Annotated in this window: 14 protein-coding genes and 1 pseudogene; 9 read left to right on the plus strand and 6 right to left on the minus strand. The window is 42.2% G+C overall.

What is annotated here, in order from left to right; genetic code table 11:
- Nucleotides 1–4 precede the first annotated feature (4 nt).
- From G399_RS0118665 to G399_RS0118680, 4 genes are read left to right on the plus strand one after another with little or no spacing between them, the layout of a single operon-like run.
- The gene (locus G399_RS0118665; RefSeq protein WP_026843884.1) at nucleotides 5–1,258 is read left to right on the plus strand and encodes an ABC transporter substrate-binding protein; all 1,254 of its coding nucleotides are present in this window, start codon (nucleotides 5–7) and stop codon (nucleotides 1,256–1,258) included.
- Complete coding sequence (locus tag G399_RS0118670) at nucleotides 1,255–2,961, plus strand: ABC transporter permease (RefSeq protein WP_006014529.1); 1,707 nt, start codon at nucleotides 1,255–1,257, stop codon at nucleotides 2,959–2,961. Before G399_RS0118665 ends, G399_RS0118670 begins: the two co-directional genes overlap by 4 nt.
- A gap of 3 nt (nucleotides 2,962–2,964) precedes the next feature.
- Complete coding sequence (locus tag G399_RS0118675; RefSeq protein ID WP_006014531.1) at nucleotides 2,965–3,618, plus strand: ATP-binding cassette domain-containing protein; 654 nt, start codon at nucleotides 2,965–2,967, stop codon at nucleotides 3,616–3,618.
- A 2-nt stretch (nucleotides 3,619–3,620) separates the two neighbouring features.
- Nucleotides 3,621–4,259, plus strand: a complete 639-nt coding sequence (locus G399_RS0118680) for a CDP-alcohol phosphatidyltransferase family protein (protein ID WP_006014533.1) — start codon at nucleotides 3,621–3,623, stop codon at nucleotides 4,257–4,259.
- Between the two features lie 65 nt (nucleotides 4,260–4,324).
- Here G399_RS0118680 and G399_RS0118685 read toward each other — a convergent pair whose 3' ends face one another.
- Nucleotides 4,325–5,419, minus strand: a complete 1,095-nt coding sequence (locus G399_RS0118685) for an FAD-dependent oxidoreductase (RefSeq protein ID WP_006014535.1) — start codon at nucleotides 5,417–5,419, stop codon at nucleotides 4,325–4,327.
- A gap of 15 nt (nucleotides 5,420–5,434) precedes the next feature.
- Entirely contained in the window at nucleotides 5,435–6,529 is a 1,095-nt protein-coding gene (msrA, locus tag G399_RS0118690) for a peptide-methionine (S)-S-oxide reductase MsrA (protein ID WP_244877415.1), read from the minus strand.
- 481 nt (nucleotides 6,530–7,010) lie between these two features.
- Here msrA and G399_RS0118695 point away from each other — a divergent pair, with 481 nt between their 5' ends.
- The 5 genes and pseudogenes from G399_RS0118695 to G399_RS0118720 all read left to right on the plus strand — a co-directional run bounded on the left by G399_RS0118695 (nucleotide 7,011) and on the right by G399_RS0118720 (nucleotide 12,632).
- Nucleotides 7,011–7,793 carry a hypothetical protein gene (locus tag G399_RS0118695; RefSeq protein ID WP_006014539.1) on the plus strand — a complete coding sequence of 261 codons (783 nt, stop codon included), beginning with the start codon at nucleotides 7,011–7,013 and terminating at the stop codon, nucleotides 7,791–7,793.
- 461 nt (nucleotides 7,794–8,254) lie between these two features.
- On the plus strand, nucleotides 8,255–9,886 hold the full coding sequence (locus G399_RS0118705; RefSeq protein WP_158409443.1) for a response regulator: 1,632 nt from the start codon (nucleotides 8,255–8,257) through the stop codon (nucleotides 9,884–9,886).
- Between the two features lie 67 nt (nucleotides 9,887–9,953).
- Entirely contained in the window at nucleotides 9,954–11,747 is a 1,794-nt protein-coding gene (locus G399_RS0118710; RefSeq protein WP_006014548.1) for an ABCB family ABC transporter ATP-binding protein/permease, read from the plus strand.
- A 200-nt stretch (nucleotides 11,748–11,947) separates the two neighbouring features.
- A pseudogene (locus G399_RS0118715) lies at nucleotides 11,948–12,172 on the plus strand (DUF3820 family protein); the annotation flags it as partial.
- A gap of 88 nt (nucleotides 12,173–12,260) precedes the next feature.
- On the plus strand, nucleotides 12,261–12,632 hold the full coding sequence (locus G399_RS0118720; protein ID WP_006014551.1) for a hypothetical protein: 372 nt from the start codon (nucleotides 12,261–12,263) through the stop codon (nucleotides 12,630–12,632).
- Nucleotides 12,633–12,736: 104 nt separating this feature from the next.
- On the opposite strand, the gene G399_RS0118725 is transcribed toward G399_RS0118720, so the two are convergent.
- From G399_RS0118725 to G399_RS0118740, 4 genes are all read right to left on the minus strand, one after another.
- Nucleotides 12,737–13,072 carry a hypothetical protein gene (locus G399_RS0118725; protein WP_006014553.1) on the minus strand — a complete coding sequence of 112 codons (336 nt, stop codon included), beginning with the start codon at nucleotides 13,070–13,072 and terminating at the stop codon, nucleotides 12,737–12,739.
- 184 nt (nucleotides 13,073–13,256) lie between these two features.
- Nucleotides 13,257–14,063 (minus strand): CHRD domain-containing protein, encoded by an 807-nt coding sequence (locus tag G399_RS21070; RefSeq protein WP_006014555.1) that lies wholly within the window; start codon nucleotides 14,061–14,063, stop codon nucleotides 13,257–13,259.
- A 231-nt stretch (nucleotides 14,064–14,294) separates the two neighbouring features.
- Nucleotides 14,295–15,644, minus strand: coding sequence for a class II 3-deoxy-7-phosphoheptulonate synthase (locus tag G399_RS0118735; protein WP_006014558.1), 1,350 nt, complete (start codon nucleotides 15,642–15,644; stop codon nucleotides 14,295–14,297).
- A 207-nt stretch (nucleotides 15,645–15,851) separates the two neighbouring features.
- Nucleotides 15,852–16,595 carry an ABC transporter ATP-binding protein gene (locus G399_RS0118740; RefSeq protein ID WP_006014564.1) on the minus strand — a complete coding sequence of 248 codons (744 nt, stop codon included), beginning with the start codon at nucleotides 16,593–16,595 and terminating at the stop codon, nucleotides 15,852–15,854.
- Nucleotides 16,596–16,670 lie beyond the last annotated feature (75 nt).

Genomic DNA, 16,670 nt, shown 5'->3' on the forward strand with positions numbered 1-16,670 from the left:
TCGCTTGCCCATCATAAAAAATAAAGCTTTTAGGTTAAGGCGCTGGTTAATTTGGACACTACTCTTGGTTTGTCCGTTTATTAACGCACAGACGTATTCAGAAAAAACAGCTTGGCAGCAGACACTCCAAGACGCTCGCGACGAAAGCGTTTATTTTTATGCTTGGGGCGGCGATCCTCAAGTTAACCGTTATCTCCAATGGATTGCAAAAAGAGTTGATAACAAATACGGCATCAATTTAGAGCACGTCAAACTGGCGCAAACCAGTGATGCTGTGAGCCGCGTGCTTGCAGAAATGTCAGCGGGAAATATCAGCGCAGGACAGGTTGACCTTTTATGGATAAACGGCCTAAATTTTGCGACTATGGCAACAAACAATTTGCTTGAAGCCAACTGGGTTGGCAACCTACCCAATTTTTTCCTGACCAATCCAGATCAAAACCCCGCCATGACGATGGATTTTGGTATGCCGACAAACGGTATGGAAGCACCTTGGGGAAGAGCCGCACTGACCTTCTATTACAATAATGCGTCCATATCAACGCCGCCAACAACTCTGCAACAACTATTAACTTGGAGTAAGCTTAACCCAGGGCGCTTTACCTATGCTAAACCGCCTGATTTTTTAGGTTTGAGCTTTTTAAAATATGCATTAATAATACTCAACCAGCAGCAGGATGCAGGCGTTTATGAGCAGCTATATGCAGCACCAACACCGCAAAGTGAACGCCAATTATTATCATCTTTATGGGCATTTTTAGATCAGCTTCACCCACAATTGTGGCGTCAAGGTCGATACTTTGTAAGCGATGGCACAAGCATTAGGCGCTTAGTTGGTGACAGCGAGCTTGACCTAGGCTTTACTTTTTCTGCTTCTGACATACCCGGTGCCGTCGACCGTTTTGACTTACCTCTTAGCATTCGAAGTTATGCAATGAAAGACGGTAGTTTAAGCAATGTGCATTTTGTCACTATACCGGTTAACGCCAAGCATAAGGCTGGCGCAAAAGTAGTCGCTAATTTTTTAATGAGCATAGAAGCACAAGCAAAAAAGCAGCAGCCAAGTAATTGGGGTGACCGGACTGTGGTAGATTTAAGCTTACTAGCGCCCGATAAACAATTGCTGTTTAGCTCGCCTAAACAGCATCCAAGCGCCTTGCCTGAGTCGGATACGAGTCCATCTTTGAGTGAACCTCATCCACAGTGGAGCGCAGTAATTTCCAAAGAATGGGAAAAACGATACGGTGCAAAGCAATGATAGTCGACACATCGCTTTTTACACGCTGGGTAAAGCTAACTCCGAGCATTCTAATAACACTGCTGCTAGTACCTGTTGTCGCCGGCTTATTAGGCGTTATACTGCCGGCATTTGGTTGGTTACCTGCACTTGGCGAAGATAGCGTTGACTTCAGAGGTTTTAAGGCTCTATTTCAAACCCCTGGTTTCGTCACAATGCTAACCTTAAGTTTTTCAACTAGCTTCATTAGTACATTTTTTGCGGTCATTTTAAGTATTTTAATACTGGGGAATTACTTCGACAGTAAACTGCTAGGACACATTCAAAAACTTTTAGGGCCAATATTGGTTATTCCTCATGCGGCAGCAGCTATTGCTATTGGATTTCTAATTGCGCCATCTGGCTTGATCATGCGTTTATTTTCGCCATGGCTAAGCGGTGCTGAATTACCACCAGATATACTTTTACCAAACGACCCCCTCGGTTTTAGCATCATTTTAGGGCTTACTTTAAAGGAACTACCTTTCATTTTGTTAATGGCAATGGCCGCCATGCAGCAAAAAGAAATTAAACAAACTATTGAGGGGCAATACAAAGTCGCGCTTAGCCTTGGCTATTACCCTTTTACCAGCTTTTGCAAAGCCGTTTTACCTATCCTTTATCCTTTTATGCGCTTACCTATCTTTGCTATTTTGGCTTATTCTAGCGCCAGCATAGAAATCCCGTTAATCTTAGGTCCAAATACGCCACCCACTCTGGCAGTTGCCATTATGCAGTGGTTTAACGATGTTGACTTGCACTTAAGGATCCAAGCCTCGGCAGGCGCGCTAGTGCAAGTTATACTAACCTTGTGTGTATTATTTACTTGGTGGTTATTAGAACAATGCGTTAAACGATTTTGTTTATCTAGGTTGATAAATGGACGCAGAACGTATGCTGATATGACTTGGAAATTCCTAACTCATTGCATAACGCTTCTAGTGCTTTTTGCCATCGTTTTGGCATTGATTGGCTTAGTGCTTTGGTCGTTTGCTGGCTATTGGTCTTTTCCAAAAGCGTATCCCGATCAATTAGTTACTCTGCACTGGCAAAGCGCTTTACAGCAATTACCAGAAATTATCAACGACACAATTTTAGTCGCTCTTGCTGCCACCGGTATTGCTTTATTCCTTGCTTTATTCACATTAGAGGCAGAACAACAACGCCGTACACAGCTAAGTTCTGTTGCTAGTCTAATGATTTATTTACCTTTGTTAGTACCCAGTATCGCTTTTTTATTTGGCATTGTATGGGTTAAAGAAATCATTGGTGTTAATGCCGTATTTAGCATGGTGGTGGTCGGCCATTTACTATTTGTTATGCCATACGTGTTTTTGTCTTTAGCCACAAGTTATCGCAAGCTCGATTTGCGCTATGCAAAGGTGGCGGCGTCTTTAGGCTGTTCGCCATGGAGCGTGTTTTATTCGGTAAAACTGCCTCAATTAATGCCGCCTATCTTATTTTCTAGTGCGCTTGGACTTGCCATTAGTTTCAGTCAGTATCTGCCAACATTATTACTAGGTGGCGGACGTATAAATACCCTAACCACCGAAGCTGTGGCTATTGCAAGCGGTGCCAGTAGGCGTATAAGCGCGGTCTATGTCATAATACAGCTTCTGCTGCCAGCCTTCGGATTTATACTTGCTTGGCTGATCCCTAAACTTTTTTTTCGTCCAAGGTGTTAAGCGATGGATCCAGCAAACAACATGTTAAGCATTCAAAACTTATGTATTTACAAAAATGAGTCACTTTTATTTACGCTAGACACAAGCCTATTGGCGGGTGAAATATTGACCATCATGGGGCCATCAGGAAGCGGCAAATCGACTTTACTAAGTTGGCTATCGGGAATGCTATATCCTGCATTTACAGCAGAAGGGAAACTATTGCTAGGTGGCCAAGATATAAGCCAAACTCCCAGTCATTTGCGACAAATTGCGCTTCTTTTTCAAGATCCGTTGCTGTTCAATCATCTTACAGTCGCAGGCAACATCGAATTTGGCATGCAGGCTTCAAAATCGAACAGCAAAAAAGAGCGTATATCAAAGGCATTGGCCTCAGTTAACTTATCCGGTATGGAAATGCGAGCACCTAAAAGCCTATCAGGTGGCCAACAAGCGCGTGTTGCACTGCTGCGAGTATTGTTGAACGAGCCACGGGTAATTTTGCTAGATGAGCCTTTTAGCAAGCTCGACAGTCAACTTAGGCAAGCAACAAGAGAACTCGTATTTGAACAAATACGCCAGCGCGGTTTGACCGCTATATTGGTTACCCATGATCAAAGTGACGCAGACGCCGCAGCAGGTAAGGTGATTAATTTGTCAAATACAAGGAGCGCTTAACAATGTTAGACGCAAGAATTACGCCAGCGGTAAAAGTGTTATTAATGCCCTTGGTTAAGCTTCTAGACCGTACTAAGGTAACGCCAAATCAGTTAACGTTCACCGGCTTTGCCGTTGGTTTGTTGGCAGTCCCATTTTTAGCTTTGCAATGGTGGTATTTGGCCTTAACCGTCATTTTGTGTAATCGGATCTTAGATGGATTAGACGGTGCTCTTGCACGGTATCAAGGATCTAGCAGCAGCGCAGGCGGGTTTTTAGATATCTGCTTAGACTTTCTTTTTTATGCGGCGGTGCCAGTTGGCTTTGCACTTGGAGACACGGCTCAAAATGCGCTGCCAGCCGCTATTTTATTAGCCGTTTTTATTGGAACAGGATCGAGCTTCTTAGCCTTTGCTATACCGGCAGAAAAATACCAGTTAATTAAGCCTCAATTTGAATACAAAAGTTTTTATTATCTACATGGTTTAACCGAAGGCACAGAAACCATTCTAATTTTTATCGCCTTTTGCATCTGGCCAGAACATTTTCCATGGTTAGCCTACGGGTTTGCAATTGCGGCAAGTATCACCGTATTCACGCGAATTTACGGTGGTTATTATACCTTGAAAGAGCAAGATTTGAAGGCACCGCACGACGAATGAGATGTTTCAGGTTGAACACATTTGCGCAATTAACTACCGTAAAATACGCTGCGGGTCTGCGTACTTCAGTCCAGCCGATGGTGCTTCATGAAGCCCAGATCTAGATAGTCCTTCCACAGGCCTATGAGGCGTCCACCCAGACTAAAATGCTGGTAGTCCAGCAGTGCGCTGCCATCAGCAGTGGAGAGCAAAGCTAACGAACGTGGTTGGGGCTGGTATTCACGCAGTGTTCTGCCTGCCAACAATGCAGGAATGATTTCGCTCAACACCGCTCCTTGTCGCACCGCATAAACACCAGAATGGAATGCTCCAGGCTGACTTGCACAATCTCCAGTCGCTAAGACCTCGGGGTGACTTTCACTTTGTAAGGTTGCTCGTACTCGCACAAAGCCTGAATTGTCGCAACTAAGACCAGAGGTAGACTGCCAGGGCTGCGGTGCAGCGCCTGTTGCGATCACAAGCGCATCGGGACTTTGTATTCGTTGTTTGTTGCTCAATAACCAACCACCCGCGATACAATCGACTCGAGTGCCTTTACGCAGGTCAATACCGCGTTTATATAGTATTTTGCTGGCTCGTTTGCGCAGCCCCAACGAATAACCATCCAGCAAATCACCGCTGCAAATCAATGATAACTGCGCTTGAGGTAAAATCTGATGCAAAGCTAGTGCGAGCTCGAATGCCGCCGCTCCGCCGCCCAGTACCGCTATCTGTATTGAGTCGTTATGCCCTCGCCACGCTTGCCAATGGTTGTTAAAAGCCGCAAACGGTTTTGCTGGGGCAACATTAATACTACCGTCGTTTAGACTGGGCTGAGGTGGCACCGAACCTACGTTTAATGAGAGATAGTCATACTCAAGTTCTCTTTTGTCAAGCAGCTTCAATTTGCGACTTACGGCGTTCAACGTCGCAATTTCACCAATCATTAGTTCGACCCCACAGGCCTTGCATAAAGGCGCAAGTTCGATCGCACACTCTTCTTCAGTAAAGCGGCCAGCAACGAGACCAGGCATCATCCCTGAATACCAAGCGTGCGAATCAGGGCTGAGCAATATTGTACCTTTTGGAGGTCGATATCCATTATCTATCCAGCCGCGCACGGCAACTAAATGAGCATGGCCAGCGCCGGCGAGAATAAGCGTATGCCGTGTTGCTTTCATAGATATCCAGTAACCCTAGCTGATGGGTTTTTTCACTAGGTCAACGTATTGACCGTATCCGGCTTTGTCCATATCAGCTTTCAAAATAAATCTAAGCGCGGCTGAGTTCATACAGTAGCGTAATCCCGTTGGTTTCGGTCCATCTTTAAAAACATGGCCTGAGTGGGAATCTGCCAGTGCACTGCGAATTTCGGTGCGCACTCCCCCATACCAAGAGCGATCTTCTTTCTCCACCACCGCATTCGAACTGATTGGCCGAACAAAGCTCGGCCATCCTGTACCTGACTTGTACTTGTCAGTGGACAAAAATAAAGGTTCACCAGAGACCACATCGACATAAATACCGGCACGTTTTTCATCCCAATATTTATTGTTGAAGGAGGGCTCAGTCGCATCCTGCTGGGTAACCTTATACTGAATACTGGTTAATTGTTTACGAAGTTGTTCATCACTTGGCTTTTTAAAGGCCTGCTGATCAAACCTACCATGCTGGCCTCCATCAGCAGCTTCGCTGGTTTTGGGCCGGTATTGGGCATAGTCAATTTCACGGTCCTCCCCCCATACCTTATCAATAAACTGATAGCGGCCGGAGTTAAAAGTGTAATACTTATACCTTATCGGATTTTTTTTATAATAATCCTGATGATATTCCTCTGCGTCATAAAATGACTCAAACTGGCTTACCTCCAGCGCCACCGGTTTGTCATAGCGACCACTGTTCTGCAAGGCCTGAATAGAAGCCTCAGCGCTAAGTTTTTGTTCAGCGTTGTGGAAAAAAATAGCGGGACGGTACTGTTTGCCTCGGTCTACAAACTGACCGTCGACATCAGTTGGGTCCATCATTCGCCAAAGTGCTTGTAGCAGTCCCTCATAAGTGATGACCTGTGGATCGTAATAAACTTGAACAGCTTCCGTATGGCCCGTTGCACCGCTAGCAACTTGCTGATAGTTCGGATTTTTCTCAATACCGCCGCTGTAGCCAGAGACTGCTTCGGCCACACCAGGAATTTGTTCAAAACCGGCCTCAACACACCAAAAACAGCCCCCTGCGAACGTGGCTACTTTCAGGGATGGATCAGATGGTGCATACTGCGGATCTTGAAGAGCCACATTATTTAGTCCAATGGCCTTGAAACCAATAAAGCCCAGACTCAAAACCAGGACGAAGTAAAATATTTTATGATTCATGCTAATAACCTAATTTATGATTCATGCTAATAACCTAATTTGCGAGATATGCGTCTCATTTGAGGAAACACGGGTCTGTTGGCCTGTTTCCCAGTCAGTCCGCAAACAACTACTTAATAGCTTAAACGAATGTACACCGTCTTAGGGATCAATCCCGATGCAGATCATTTTAGACTACACAGGGTCAATTGAATATGGTTAACAGGCCAAATTGAATTCGTCGAACAGTAAAGCATAGCTAAGATACTCCTTAGCTACTCACACAATAAAGAGACGAGCGCAGTATACTGTTAATTGAACGCGAACTCTTGCAACGAGGGCTTGGATTGTTGCATAGATCAGGTATGCCGTTTATTGTACTTATACACGCAGGTAAGACTTTAATAATATACAGAGTGAGATCATGAACGATAGCCTACGTCAAATATCTAACTTAATCCTCGCGCCGCTGATGTGGATTTGCTCCAGCCTTGGTTTTGTTATTGAGGGAGCGAATAGCCCAGGCGATATGTCAGATCCCAACACGAATTTGTTAACACCGTTTGGCGCGGCGTTTTCAATATGGCTGCCGATATTTTTGCTCTGCATTGCTTACGGCCTTGTTCAAGCACGTCCGAGAAACCGCGAACGTGGCGTGTTTAGACGTCTCGGATGGTGGAGCGCAGCTGGTTTTGCGGGCGTTTGCCTGTGGGGAATTGTCAATGCTTTCGCACCAATGCAGCCCTTTAATTGGGCACTATTGAGCACCGCAATTATATTTATCCCGACCATGTTACTGCTGGTCAAAGCCATGCTGATTGTAACCACAGAGAAGGGAAACCTTAAAGGATTTGAGAAAATCGTGACATGGTTGGGCCTTTCGTTAATCGCAGGCTGGTGCTCAATCGCCGTGTTCTTAAACTGGACCACTCAAACGGTGACATTAATGACAAACGCTGGGCTAGATACTCAACTCTCCCATACTATTATCCTCGCGCTTGCGCTTATGTGGGGAGTATTTATCATCCTTAAAAGCGGTGGCAATCGGGCGTACGCCTTTCCCATTATTTGGGGCTTGGTGTTTATCGTTATTAGGCGCCTCAATTCAGAACCAAGCTATACCGTCATCACACTCGGCGCCGCCATTGGCATCGTAGTTTTAATCGTCGCTTGTTTGGTGAAGCCAAAAACCAAGCAAATTATTTAAGCCCAGCTCTGTGTTTTGACGACATCGCTGCAGCTGAGCTAAGCTAGTGAATTTAATACATGGAGCCAAGGTTATCTAAATAAAATTAAAGTTGTGTAGAGGTTATGTAGAGGTTATAAGGAGAAGATAATATAATAAGTGAATGGCGCAGAGCCCTTTGCCACCGAGCGTAAAGTCCTCAGCGGCTGATGCTGCTTGGTCCTTGTTAGGCATTTTTTGGTGCTTAAGACCAAAGAATTGAAGGATTTCCATACTCAATGGGAGAACGACCGCCGTTCGACGAATTTATGTGCAGTGACTTATTAGTTCCGTTTAAAAAACCGACCGCTTCGACAACTGAGTACCTTTCAATCACCTGATTTTCTATTGTTTAATTTAGGCATACTAAAAAAGATTTAATTCAAGTATATTATGGATATAACGATAATAAATTCAGTAATAAGAATTAATAGTAGATGATAATGGACTTGGCTGTCATAACAAGAATACGTATCCTCATTATTGACAATGTGGTCAGCGCTAAAAAACATTTTACATCACCTTTAGAGCAAATTGGTTTTAGAGATATTCAATATGTCGAATCAACTAGTCGTGCCCTGCTGGCGATTGAGAAGCTGCCTTTTGACTTAATTATTTGTGCATATAGTATTCAAACTGAACATGACGGCCTGTATTTTTACGAGCAGTTATTGCAGTTAAAATTGTTAAATAGCAAAACTGGATTTATTTTTACTAGCACCACCACTAGCTTTGAAATTATTCAAAGCATTGTCGATTTACCTCCTGACGACTTTATTGCGAAACCAGTCGATACCCAAAAGCTTGAGAAACGCATTCACCGCGTATACAAAAAAAAGCAGCGAATGAGTGCGACTTGCGAATTTATCGGGCAACAAAAGTATAACTCAGCCCTCACTGAAGTTGACAAAGTTCTCTCATCTCAAAGTAATCGAGAACTTTTTCCAATCGCGCTCAAAACCAAAGGTGACGTATTATTGCTAAGCCAACGCTATACTGACGCAGGTGCCTTTTTTACATCAATGCTAAAAGTACAGGCACTTAGTTGGGCTGAAATTGGGTTTATTAAGTGCCTCATTGCACTTGATCAAGATGATGAAGCTGAAAAGAAAATCATTAATTTGGCCTGTAAAAGAGAGACCAAAACAATAGCTTATGAGCTCTTAGCTGTATTACATGTTAAGCATAGTAAATTTAATGAGGCACTTGAAAGTACATTAATGGCTACCGAGAACTCACCCAAAAATTTTAAGCTTCAAAACACAGCTCGTTTGTTGGCTAAATTATCACATGATCACGAAACCGAGTTTGATATCACTAAACGCATGCTGACTTTTGCAAAAAATTCGGTAAAAGAATCACCCGAGTTATATAAGAATGCGGTTCGTGCGGGTATCGACTATGCAATGAGTGCTAAACCCAAACAACTGCACGATATTATGAATGCGACCAAGCAATTTTTAACTCAGTTGAAAAAAAACTATGTCATCGAAGAACATGCTGAAGAAGTAAAAGTGATGCAGGCACGCATTTTGTATTTACAAAACGAAAGCGAAAAGGCGCTCGAAATTGTCGAACAATTTAGTAGAGATAATTCATTTATGTCAGATGAGGCCCTGATCGATAAAGCAAAAGCCTTGCACGAAATCGGATTAAAAGACGATGCTATTGCACTCTATAATGTGTTGGAGGCACGCGCTCAAAAGCGCATCAATTATATTGACGGTCAACTTTCCGATGTCTCGCTGCTGTCAACATTAATAAGCAAAGAGAAACTAGAAAAACAACGTATTCAATTGAATCCAACAGAGTTAAATAAGGAAGGAATACAGGCCTTTAATAACGGTAATTTTGCCAAAGCATTTGAAATATTTTCACAAGCTTCGGCATTAATGCCGAAAAATACCGCGATTGCATTAAATTTGTTGCATGTCATTTCAAAACTGCAAATGAACACCGCTATTTCAGAGTTGGGTTTACACGTTAGCCGCAATATAAATGTACTCGAACAGAAAAAACTTAGTTTTGAACAATCTCAAAAATACAAAAAACTGCGCAATCTATTAAACGTTTAACGGATATTTCGCGTACTATCTTGAGAATAGAATATCGACTCATTATCAAAGGTGGTACAACAAAACCATGCGACAATCCCGCTACAATGATCCAGAAGACGCTTCAATAAACTGGCGCGTACTAACAAAACTATTACCTTATCTTACTGAATTTAAAACCCGTGTATGGCTTGCCATCAGCTGTTTAGTGGCTGCCAAATTAGCCAGTGTAGCACTCCCTTTTATATTAAAAGATACGGTAGATAACCTTAATTTAAACACCACAAAAGAAGTAATAATGGCGGCCACAATAGGTCTTATTATTGCTTACGGTGTCTTGCGACTCGCTAACGTATTGTTCGGTGAAATAAGAGATACTTTATTTGGTCGTGTTACCGAGCGCGCAATGCGTCGACTGGGCCTAACCGTATTTAATCATCTACATAAACTGGACCTCGACTTTCATCTTTCTCGTCAAACCGGCGGTTTATCTCGTGATATAGAGCGCGGCACATCGGGCGTCAGCTTTTTAATGCGCTTTTTGATTTTTAATATAGGCCCTACTCTGCTTGAAATTGGCATGGTAGTTGGGCTCTTGTTTTATAATTACGGTGCCAGTTTTGCTTTGGTCATTTTTGTTTCTGTTGTGCTTTATGTGTTTTTTTCTTTGAAAGCGACCGATTGGCGTACAAAATATGTGAAAGAAGTAAATCAAGCTGATAACAATACGACATCACGTGCCATCGATAGTCTGCTCAACTTCGAAACAGTCAAATACTTCAATAATGAAAAATTTGAAGCAAACCGGTATGACGTTGACCTTGAAAAATGGGAAAATGCACGTCGAAAAAATCGCTTATCCTTATTTGCATTAAATGGAGGTCAAGCGTTCATTATTGCTGGTGCGATGACCTCGATGATGGCTTTAGCTGCGATTAATGTGGCAAACGGCAACATGACCATTGGTGACTTTGTATTGGTGAATGCGTTTACCATGCAGATATTTATGCCATTGAACTTTTTAGGCTTTGTGTATCGTGAAATTAGAGGCTCATTAACTAATATCGAAAACCTATTTGCCTTGCTAGAACAACAGCCTGCTATTGTTGATAAGGCGGATGCAAAAGAGTTACATGTGACTAAGGGTGAAATTGTCTTTGAGAACGTTGGGTTTGCTTATCATAAAGATCGTCAGATACTCGAAAATGTTAATTTTGTAGTCAAAGCAGGGACCAAAGTTGCCGTGGTTGGCGAGAGTGGAGCGGGTAAATCAACCCTAGTAAAATTGTTATTTCGATTTTACGACCCCACCGCGGGAAGTATAAAAATTGATGGCCAAGACATCGCGCAATATACCCAGGATTCGGTGAGACAACATATTGGGATCGTGCCACAAGATACCGTTTTATTTAACGACACACTGTACGAAAACATTCGCTATGGACGTCCTGATGCCTCTGAAGAAGAAATTCAAGAAGCAATAAAATTAGCCCACTTAGATGCATTCGTAAACCTTCTTCCAGACAAAGGCGACACCCAAGTGGGTGAGCGTGGTCTAAAGCTCAGCGGTGGCGAAAAACAACGCGTGTCGATTGCTCGAACAATATTAAAACGCCCTCCTATCATGGTGTTCGATGAGGCAACATCGTCACTTGACTCACAATCGGAGCAAGCAATACTGTCGGCCTTGCGAGAAATAGCCAAAGGCTACACGAGCTTTATGATTGCACATCGACTTTCAACTATTGTTGATGCTGATATTATTATTGTTATGGACAAGGGACAAATTGCAGAACAGGGTTCACATAGCGACTTGCTTAATCTAAATGGAATATATACGAACTTGTGGCAAGCACAACAAAAAAACACTAACACTGGGTGATATGCCTAGTGACACTGCGGGCATTATTGATTTGCGTACTATTATTTACTTACTATTATTTACGTACTGTTATTTACGTACTGTTATTTACGTACTGTTATTTACGTACTGTTGTTTACGTACTGTTATTTACGTACTATTTTTTAAGTCCTATAGCTGCAAGCATTTTTAACCGTGAATATAGATAAGAAGAGTTGAATATGAACATCGATTTCGGCAGTCAGTCGCAGGAAGCCTTGTTAACATTGGTTAATACCGTTATGCCTTTTGGTAAATATGCTGGCACCAAACTACTCAACTTACCGGAGCCATACTTAGTCTGGTTTCATAAGCAAGGTTTTCCCAGTGGCCAACTAGGAGAGCAATTAGCGTCAATGTATGAAATCAAACTGAATGGCTTGGAGCCTCTGCTTACGCCTTTACTTTACGAAAATAGAAATGCCGGACGAGCAGCATTTTCAAACTCTGAAGATATAGAAACAATAAAAACCCGTGATAAAAATCGATATTAATATGCGCTTATTTAATTCTGAACGTCGCGCGCAATCGAAGCGCAAACCCCAGTATGAAAAAGTACAAGTAAAAAACGTAGGCATAGACCATCAAATTCTCAATTTGCACAGAGCAATGGTGGAAAAATGCTTTGCAAATCCTGATTTATTTTCTGATATTCAAGCCCGAATAGAAATGCGCTATACAGCAAAACAGATGAGCTATGGGACTTATTTAACTTGGTTATCTATTCTTGAATTAAAGGATAAACCAGAGCAGTTAACAGCGGCACTTTTGGAGAAATCAGTGAAAATGCGCAATCTGCGTCGAGCAACGGTGTTCACTCAAGTACTAACAGAAGAAGAGCGCGTTGTGGTGATTCAGGGCGACTGAATACATCAGGTACATCTAGTTGATGAGTAATATTGATGCAAGTATTACTAACTAATAATAGTATCTATAGGACCCATCGACGCCCACCTATAGGTGACTATGACTCATATGTTTATTTCGCTACTGCCCGCTTGACTTATTTCTTGCTCCAACATCGTTCGAAACTCTTCATTATAAGAGGCAAACAGGATACCAATACCCTCTTTACTGGCATGCATCACCATGCCTTTTTGTAATGCACAAGCCTTATCTTCATTTTTACTGGTAAAAGAAATTCCAACAAAATCATCAGTGACTAATTCAGGCTCGGGTAATTCTATAAAGACACCAAAAGGATTGATATTTCGTGTACAGGCGCGGCCCAGATTTTTACCTTTAAACTGCAATTGGACTTCCAGAGCTAAGCTTGTGCGGTTGTTGGTACGATGATAAAGCGACATTTCAACTCCTAATAATCAATTTAGCTAGCATCGATTTTGACTTTAAAATCGATGCTACCCTGTTCTAACGAAAGTCAGTATATGCATATCTCTTTGGCTGAAGTTGATTTGAATCAACTCGGCGTATATGAGTGTCTATTGTGAAGTGTCTATCGTGAAGTATCTATTGTGAAGTAACACTTATTCACTCAATCTGCCCACGTATTTCACCCGATGGATTAGCTGGCGTATGCACATTAACGTAATGACCACCTGAAGCTAAGACGCCAAATATTTCTGCGTTCAACGTCGTACCCTCAGGTACAGACCAAACATTAACATCATCGATTGATTGCTCAAGAGCAACTAAAACTGGCCCGTTTTCGCCAATTCGACCTGTGTGAATGTGCGCCATACTGGCGTCTTCAACACCCGTTGTGTTTACTTTGAGCGTTAACGCTTGCGTTGTTTTGTTATAGCTTGCATAGCCGTCTGCATTTGCTGACGTTGCAACAACAGGAACTTGTTGAGAGCCGGTTAGTGAAAAGCCGATAACCACTGCGTCAGACGGCAATATTTGCCCACGTATCGCTCCACCAGGAAACTCGATCGTAGCGATATTGATGTACATTAAACCGTTAAGTAAGGCACTTATTTGCTGCGGACTAACCACATTAGATAGCTCAAGCATATCAGTGTCGTTATTTTCGAAGGTAAACAATGATGCGCTATTTTCTCCTATCGCAGCGATATGTAAAGTGGCCGTTGTAAGCATATTTACAGAACTTACATCTAGCATTATTTTTATTAAATTACCGTCAGAATCATATTCGACAGACGCCGTTGCAGTATCGGCACTGCCCGTTTGTGGAACTTGTTGTCCAGCGTTAAGCGTAGGGTTAAAACTGCCGCTAGGGCTAAATATTTCTGCAGGTTCAATGAGGTCAGCATCATTCCTGCCGCAAGCAGCAAGGACAAATACAACAGATAGGATCAATAAATGTTTTAGCATGGTAGGTTCTTTTAATTTTATGATACCCAATTAGACTGGTGCAAATAATAAACAGTTCGCTTACAAAAATTAAATTTTTGTCATGTTTGTATGCTGCTTTGATAAAAGCAGTTAACGGCGTCACCGGACTTCAAGGATTGGAGGGAAATATAGATATTGTAATGAAAAAATCAATGAGTTATACCACTCATTGATTCATTTCAAGGCTCGCTGCCGAGCCCTATTAATTGACTACACTTTTGCGCTCTTTAAATGATCAGCGACTAAAAAAGCCATTTCTAACACTTGATCGGCATTTAAACGCGGGTCACACTGAGTTTGATATGCCTGGGATAAGTCAGCATCACTTATTTTATATGCACCACCTGTGCACTCAGTTACATGTTGACCCGTCATTTCTAAGTGGATACCACCGGCATGCGTTCCTTCTGCTTTGTGGGCATCAAAAAACTGAATGATTTCAGTCAAAATAGCATCAAAATTACGCGTTTTATAACCGCTTTTAGAGGTGATGGTGTTTCCATGCATTGGATCTGAGCTCCAAACTACATTACGACCTTCAGCTTTGACTCGGCGAAGTAATCGCGGTAGCTTTTCACCTAGATTATTTGCTCCCATACGGGTGATTAAGGTTAATCTCCCAGGCGTATTGTTTGGGTTTAAGGCATCAATTAAACGGATCAATTCATCTTCTTGCATGCTTGGGCCAATTTTCACACCTATAGGGTTGTTGATACCACTGAAAAATTCAACATGCGCATGATCTAATTGACGTGTGCGCTCACCAATCCACAACATATGTGCAGAACAGTTGTAAGGTTTGCCGGTTAAGGTATCAATGCGCGTTAATGCTTGCTCATAATTCAATAGTAAGGCTTCATGCGAGGTAAACAACGACGTTTCATGCAATGAACTGTTGTTTTGTGCATTTATGCCAATCACATCCATGAACGACAATGTATCTTGAATACGATCAGACATATCTTGATAACGTTCTCTTAATGGATTATTTTCTAGAAACGCCATATTCCAGCGATTAACTTGGTGTAAGTCGGCCAAACCACCTTGCGCGAATGCTCGCAATAGATTCAGTGTAGCCGCGCTTTTATTATAAGCTTCGATTAAACGTTGAGGATCCGGTTGCCTAGAAGCCTCTGTAAAATCAAAGCCGTTAATAATGTCACCGCGATAAGTTGGCAAGGTAACGCCGCTGATTGTTTCAGTGTCAGATGAGCGAGGTTTAGCATATTGCCCCGCCATACGAGCTACTTTTGTCACCTGACAACGACCCGCAAAAGTCAATACAATCGCCATCTGCAAAATAACTTTGAACGTATCTCTAATTTTAGGCGCATTAAATTCATCAAATGATTCGGCACAATCACCGCCTTGCAATAAAAACCCTTTACCTTCACATACATCGCCAAGTTGCTTATAAAGTTGACGTGTTTCCTCAGCAAATACCAATGGCGGATAACCGGCTAGTTTAGCTTCTACTTCTTTAAGTGCTTGTTGGTTTTGATATGTGGGTTGTTGAAGTATCGGCTTTGATCTCCAACTATCGGGTTTCCATTGACTCACTGTGTTTCCTTTTACTCTGTTATGTATTGTTCGTATTAATAAATAATATATTTTATGTTTGTGTGCGTGCCTGTTTTAATCTCTGTTTATCATAAGCTGTTTATCAGAAGCTGTTTACCAGAAGCTGTTTACCAGAAGCTGTTTGGGTTCTGACTAACAATCGATTAGCTCAAGCACAACAGGACTTCAAGCATATCATAAGGGGGGTTAAAGTGGGCTTCTAATAAAGAATTTTTCTGAGTTATTCTGGTTTATAACTGCAGTGAACGGATAATTGTAGAGTGCGGTTATATTCTCAGCAGTCATAACGGATTTGACGTCACCAGTACAAAATTCTGATTTATTTTTAATCATCAAAACATGATCACAATAACGCAGAGACAGGTTCACATCATGAATACTCAGCACCACTAAATTTCCCTTTTGTGCTAATGCCTTAAACATAGCTAAGGTTTGTTCTTGAAATACAACGTCAAGGCTTTGGATCGGTTCATCTAAAAGGATCAAGGCGTCGCCATTTTTAATGGTATGCCAAACTTGCATTAGGCATCGCGCAATATGCACACGTTGCTGTTCTCCGCCACTGAGGTTATTTAACTTATGATGTAACAATGGCTTGATTAAAAGTGCTTGCTCAACATCATACGGAATATCAGCGTGCCCAGCATAAAAAGTTAAAATTTCTGACACATTTAGCGAAAATGATAGTGCATAGTGCTGTTGTAAATAGGTCAACTTAGTCGCCAACACTGAAATTGGAAATGCGGATATATCTCTACCATTTAATCTAATCACGCCACTATCAGGCTCTACTAACCCCGCTATCACATCAAATAGTGAGCTTTTGCCTGCGCCATTTTGACCAAGCACGTGCCAGCATTGCCCAGCATGCATGCTGACATTTATACTTTTTAGGCGATGTTTAAGAAACAAGTGAGAAACGGTTAGCATACAGGAAGTTATACCTTAAAATAAAAAACGGCTTTGTGTGCATATCGCAAAGCCGTTAGTGTCTCTATTTGAGAC

The sequence above is a fragment of the Brumicola pallidula DSM 14239 = ACAM 615 genome (assembly GCF_000428905.1).
Taxonomy (GTDB): domain Bacteria; phylum Pseudomonadota; class Gammaproteobacteria; order Enterobacterales; family Alteromonadaceae; genus Glaciecola; species Glaciecola pallidula.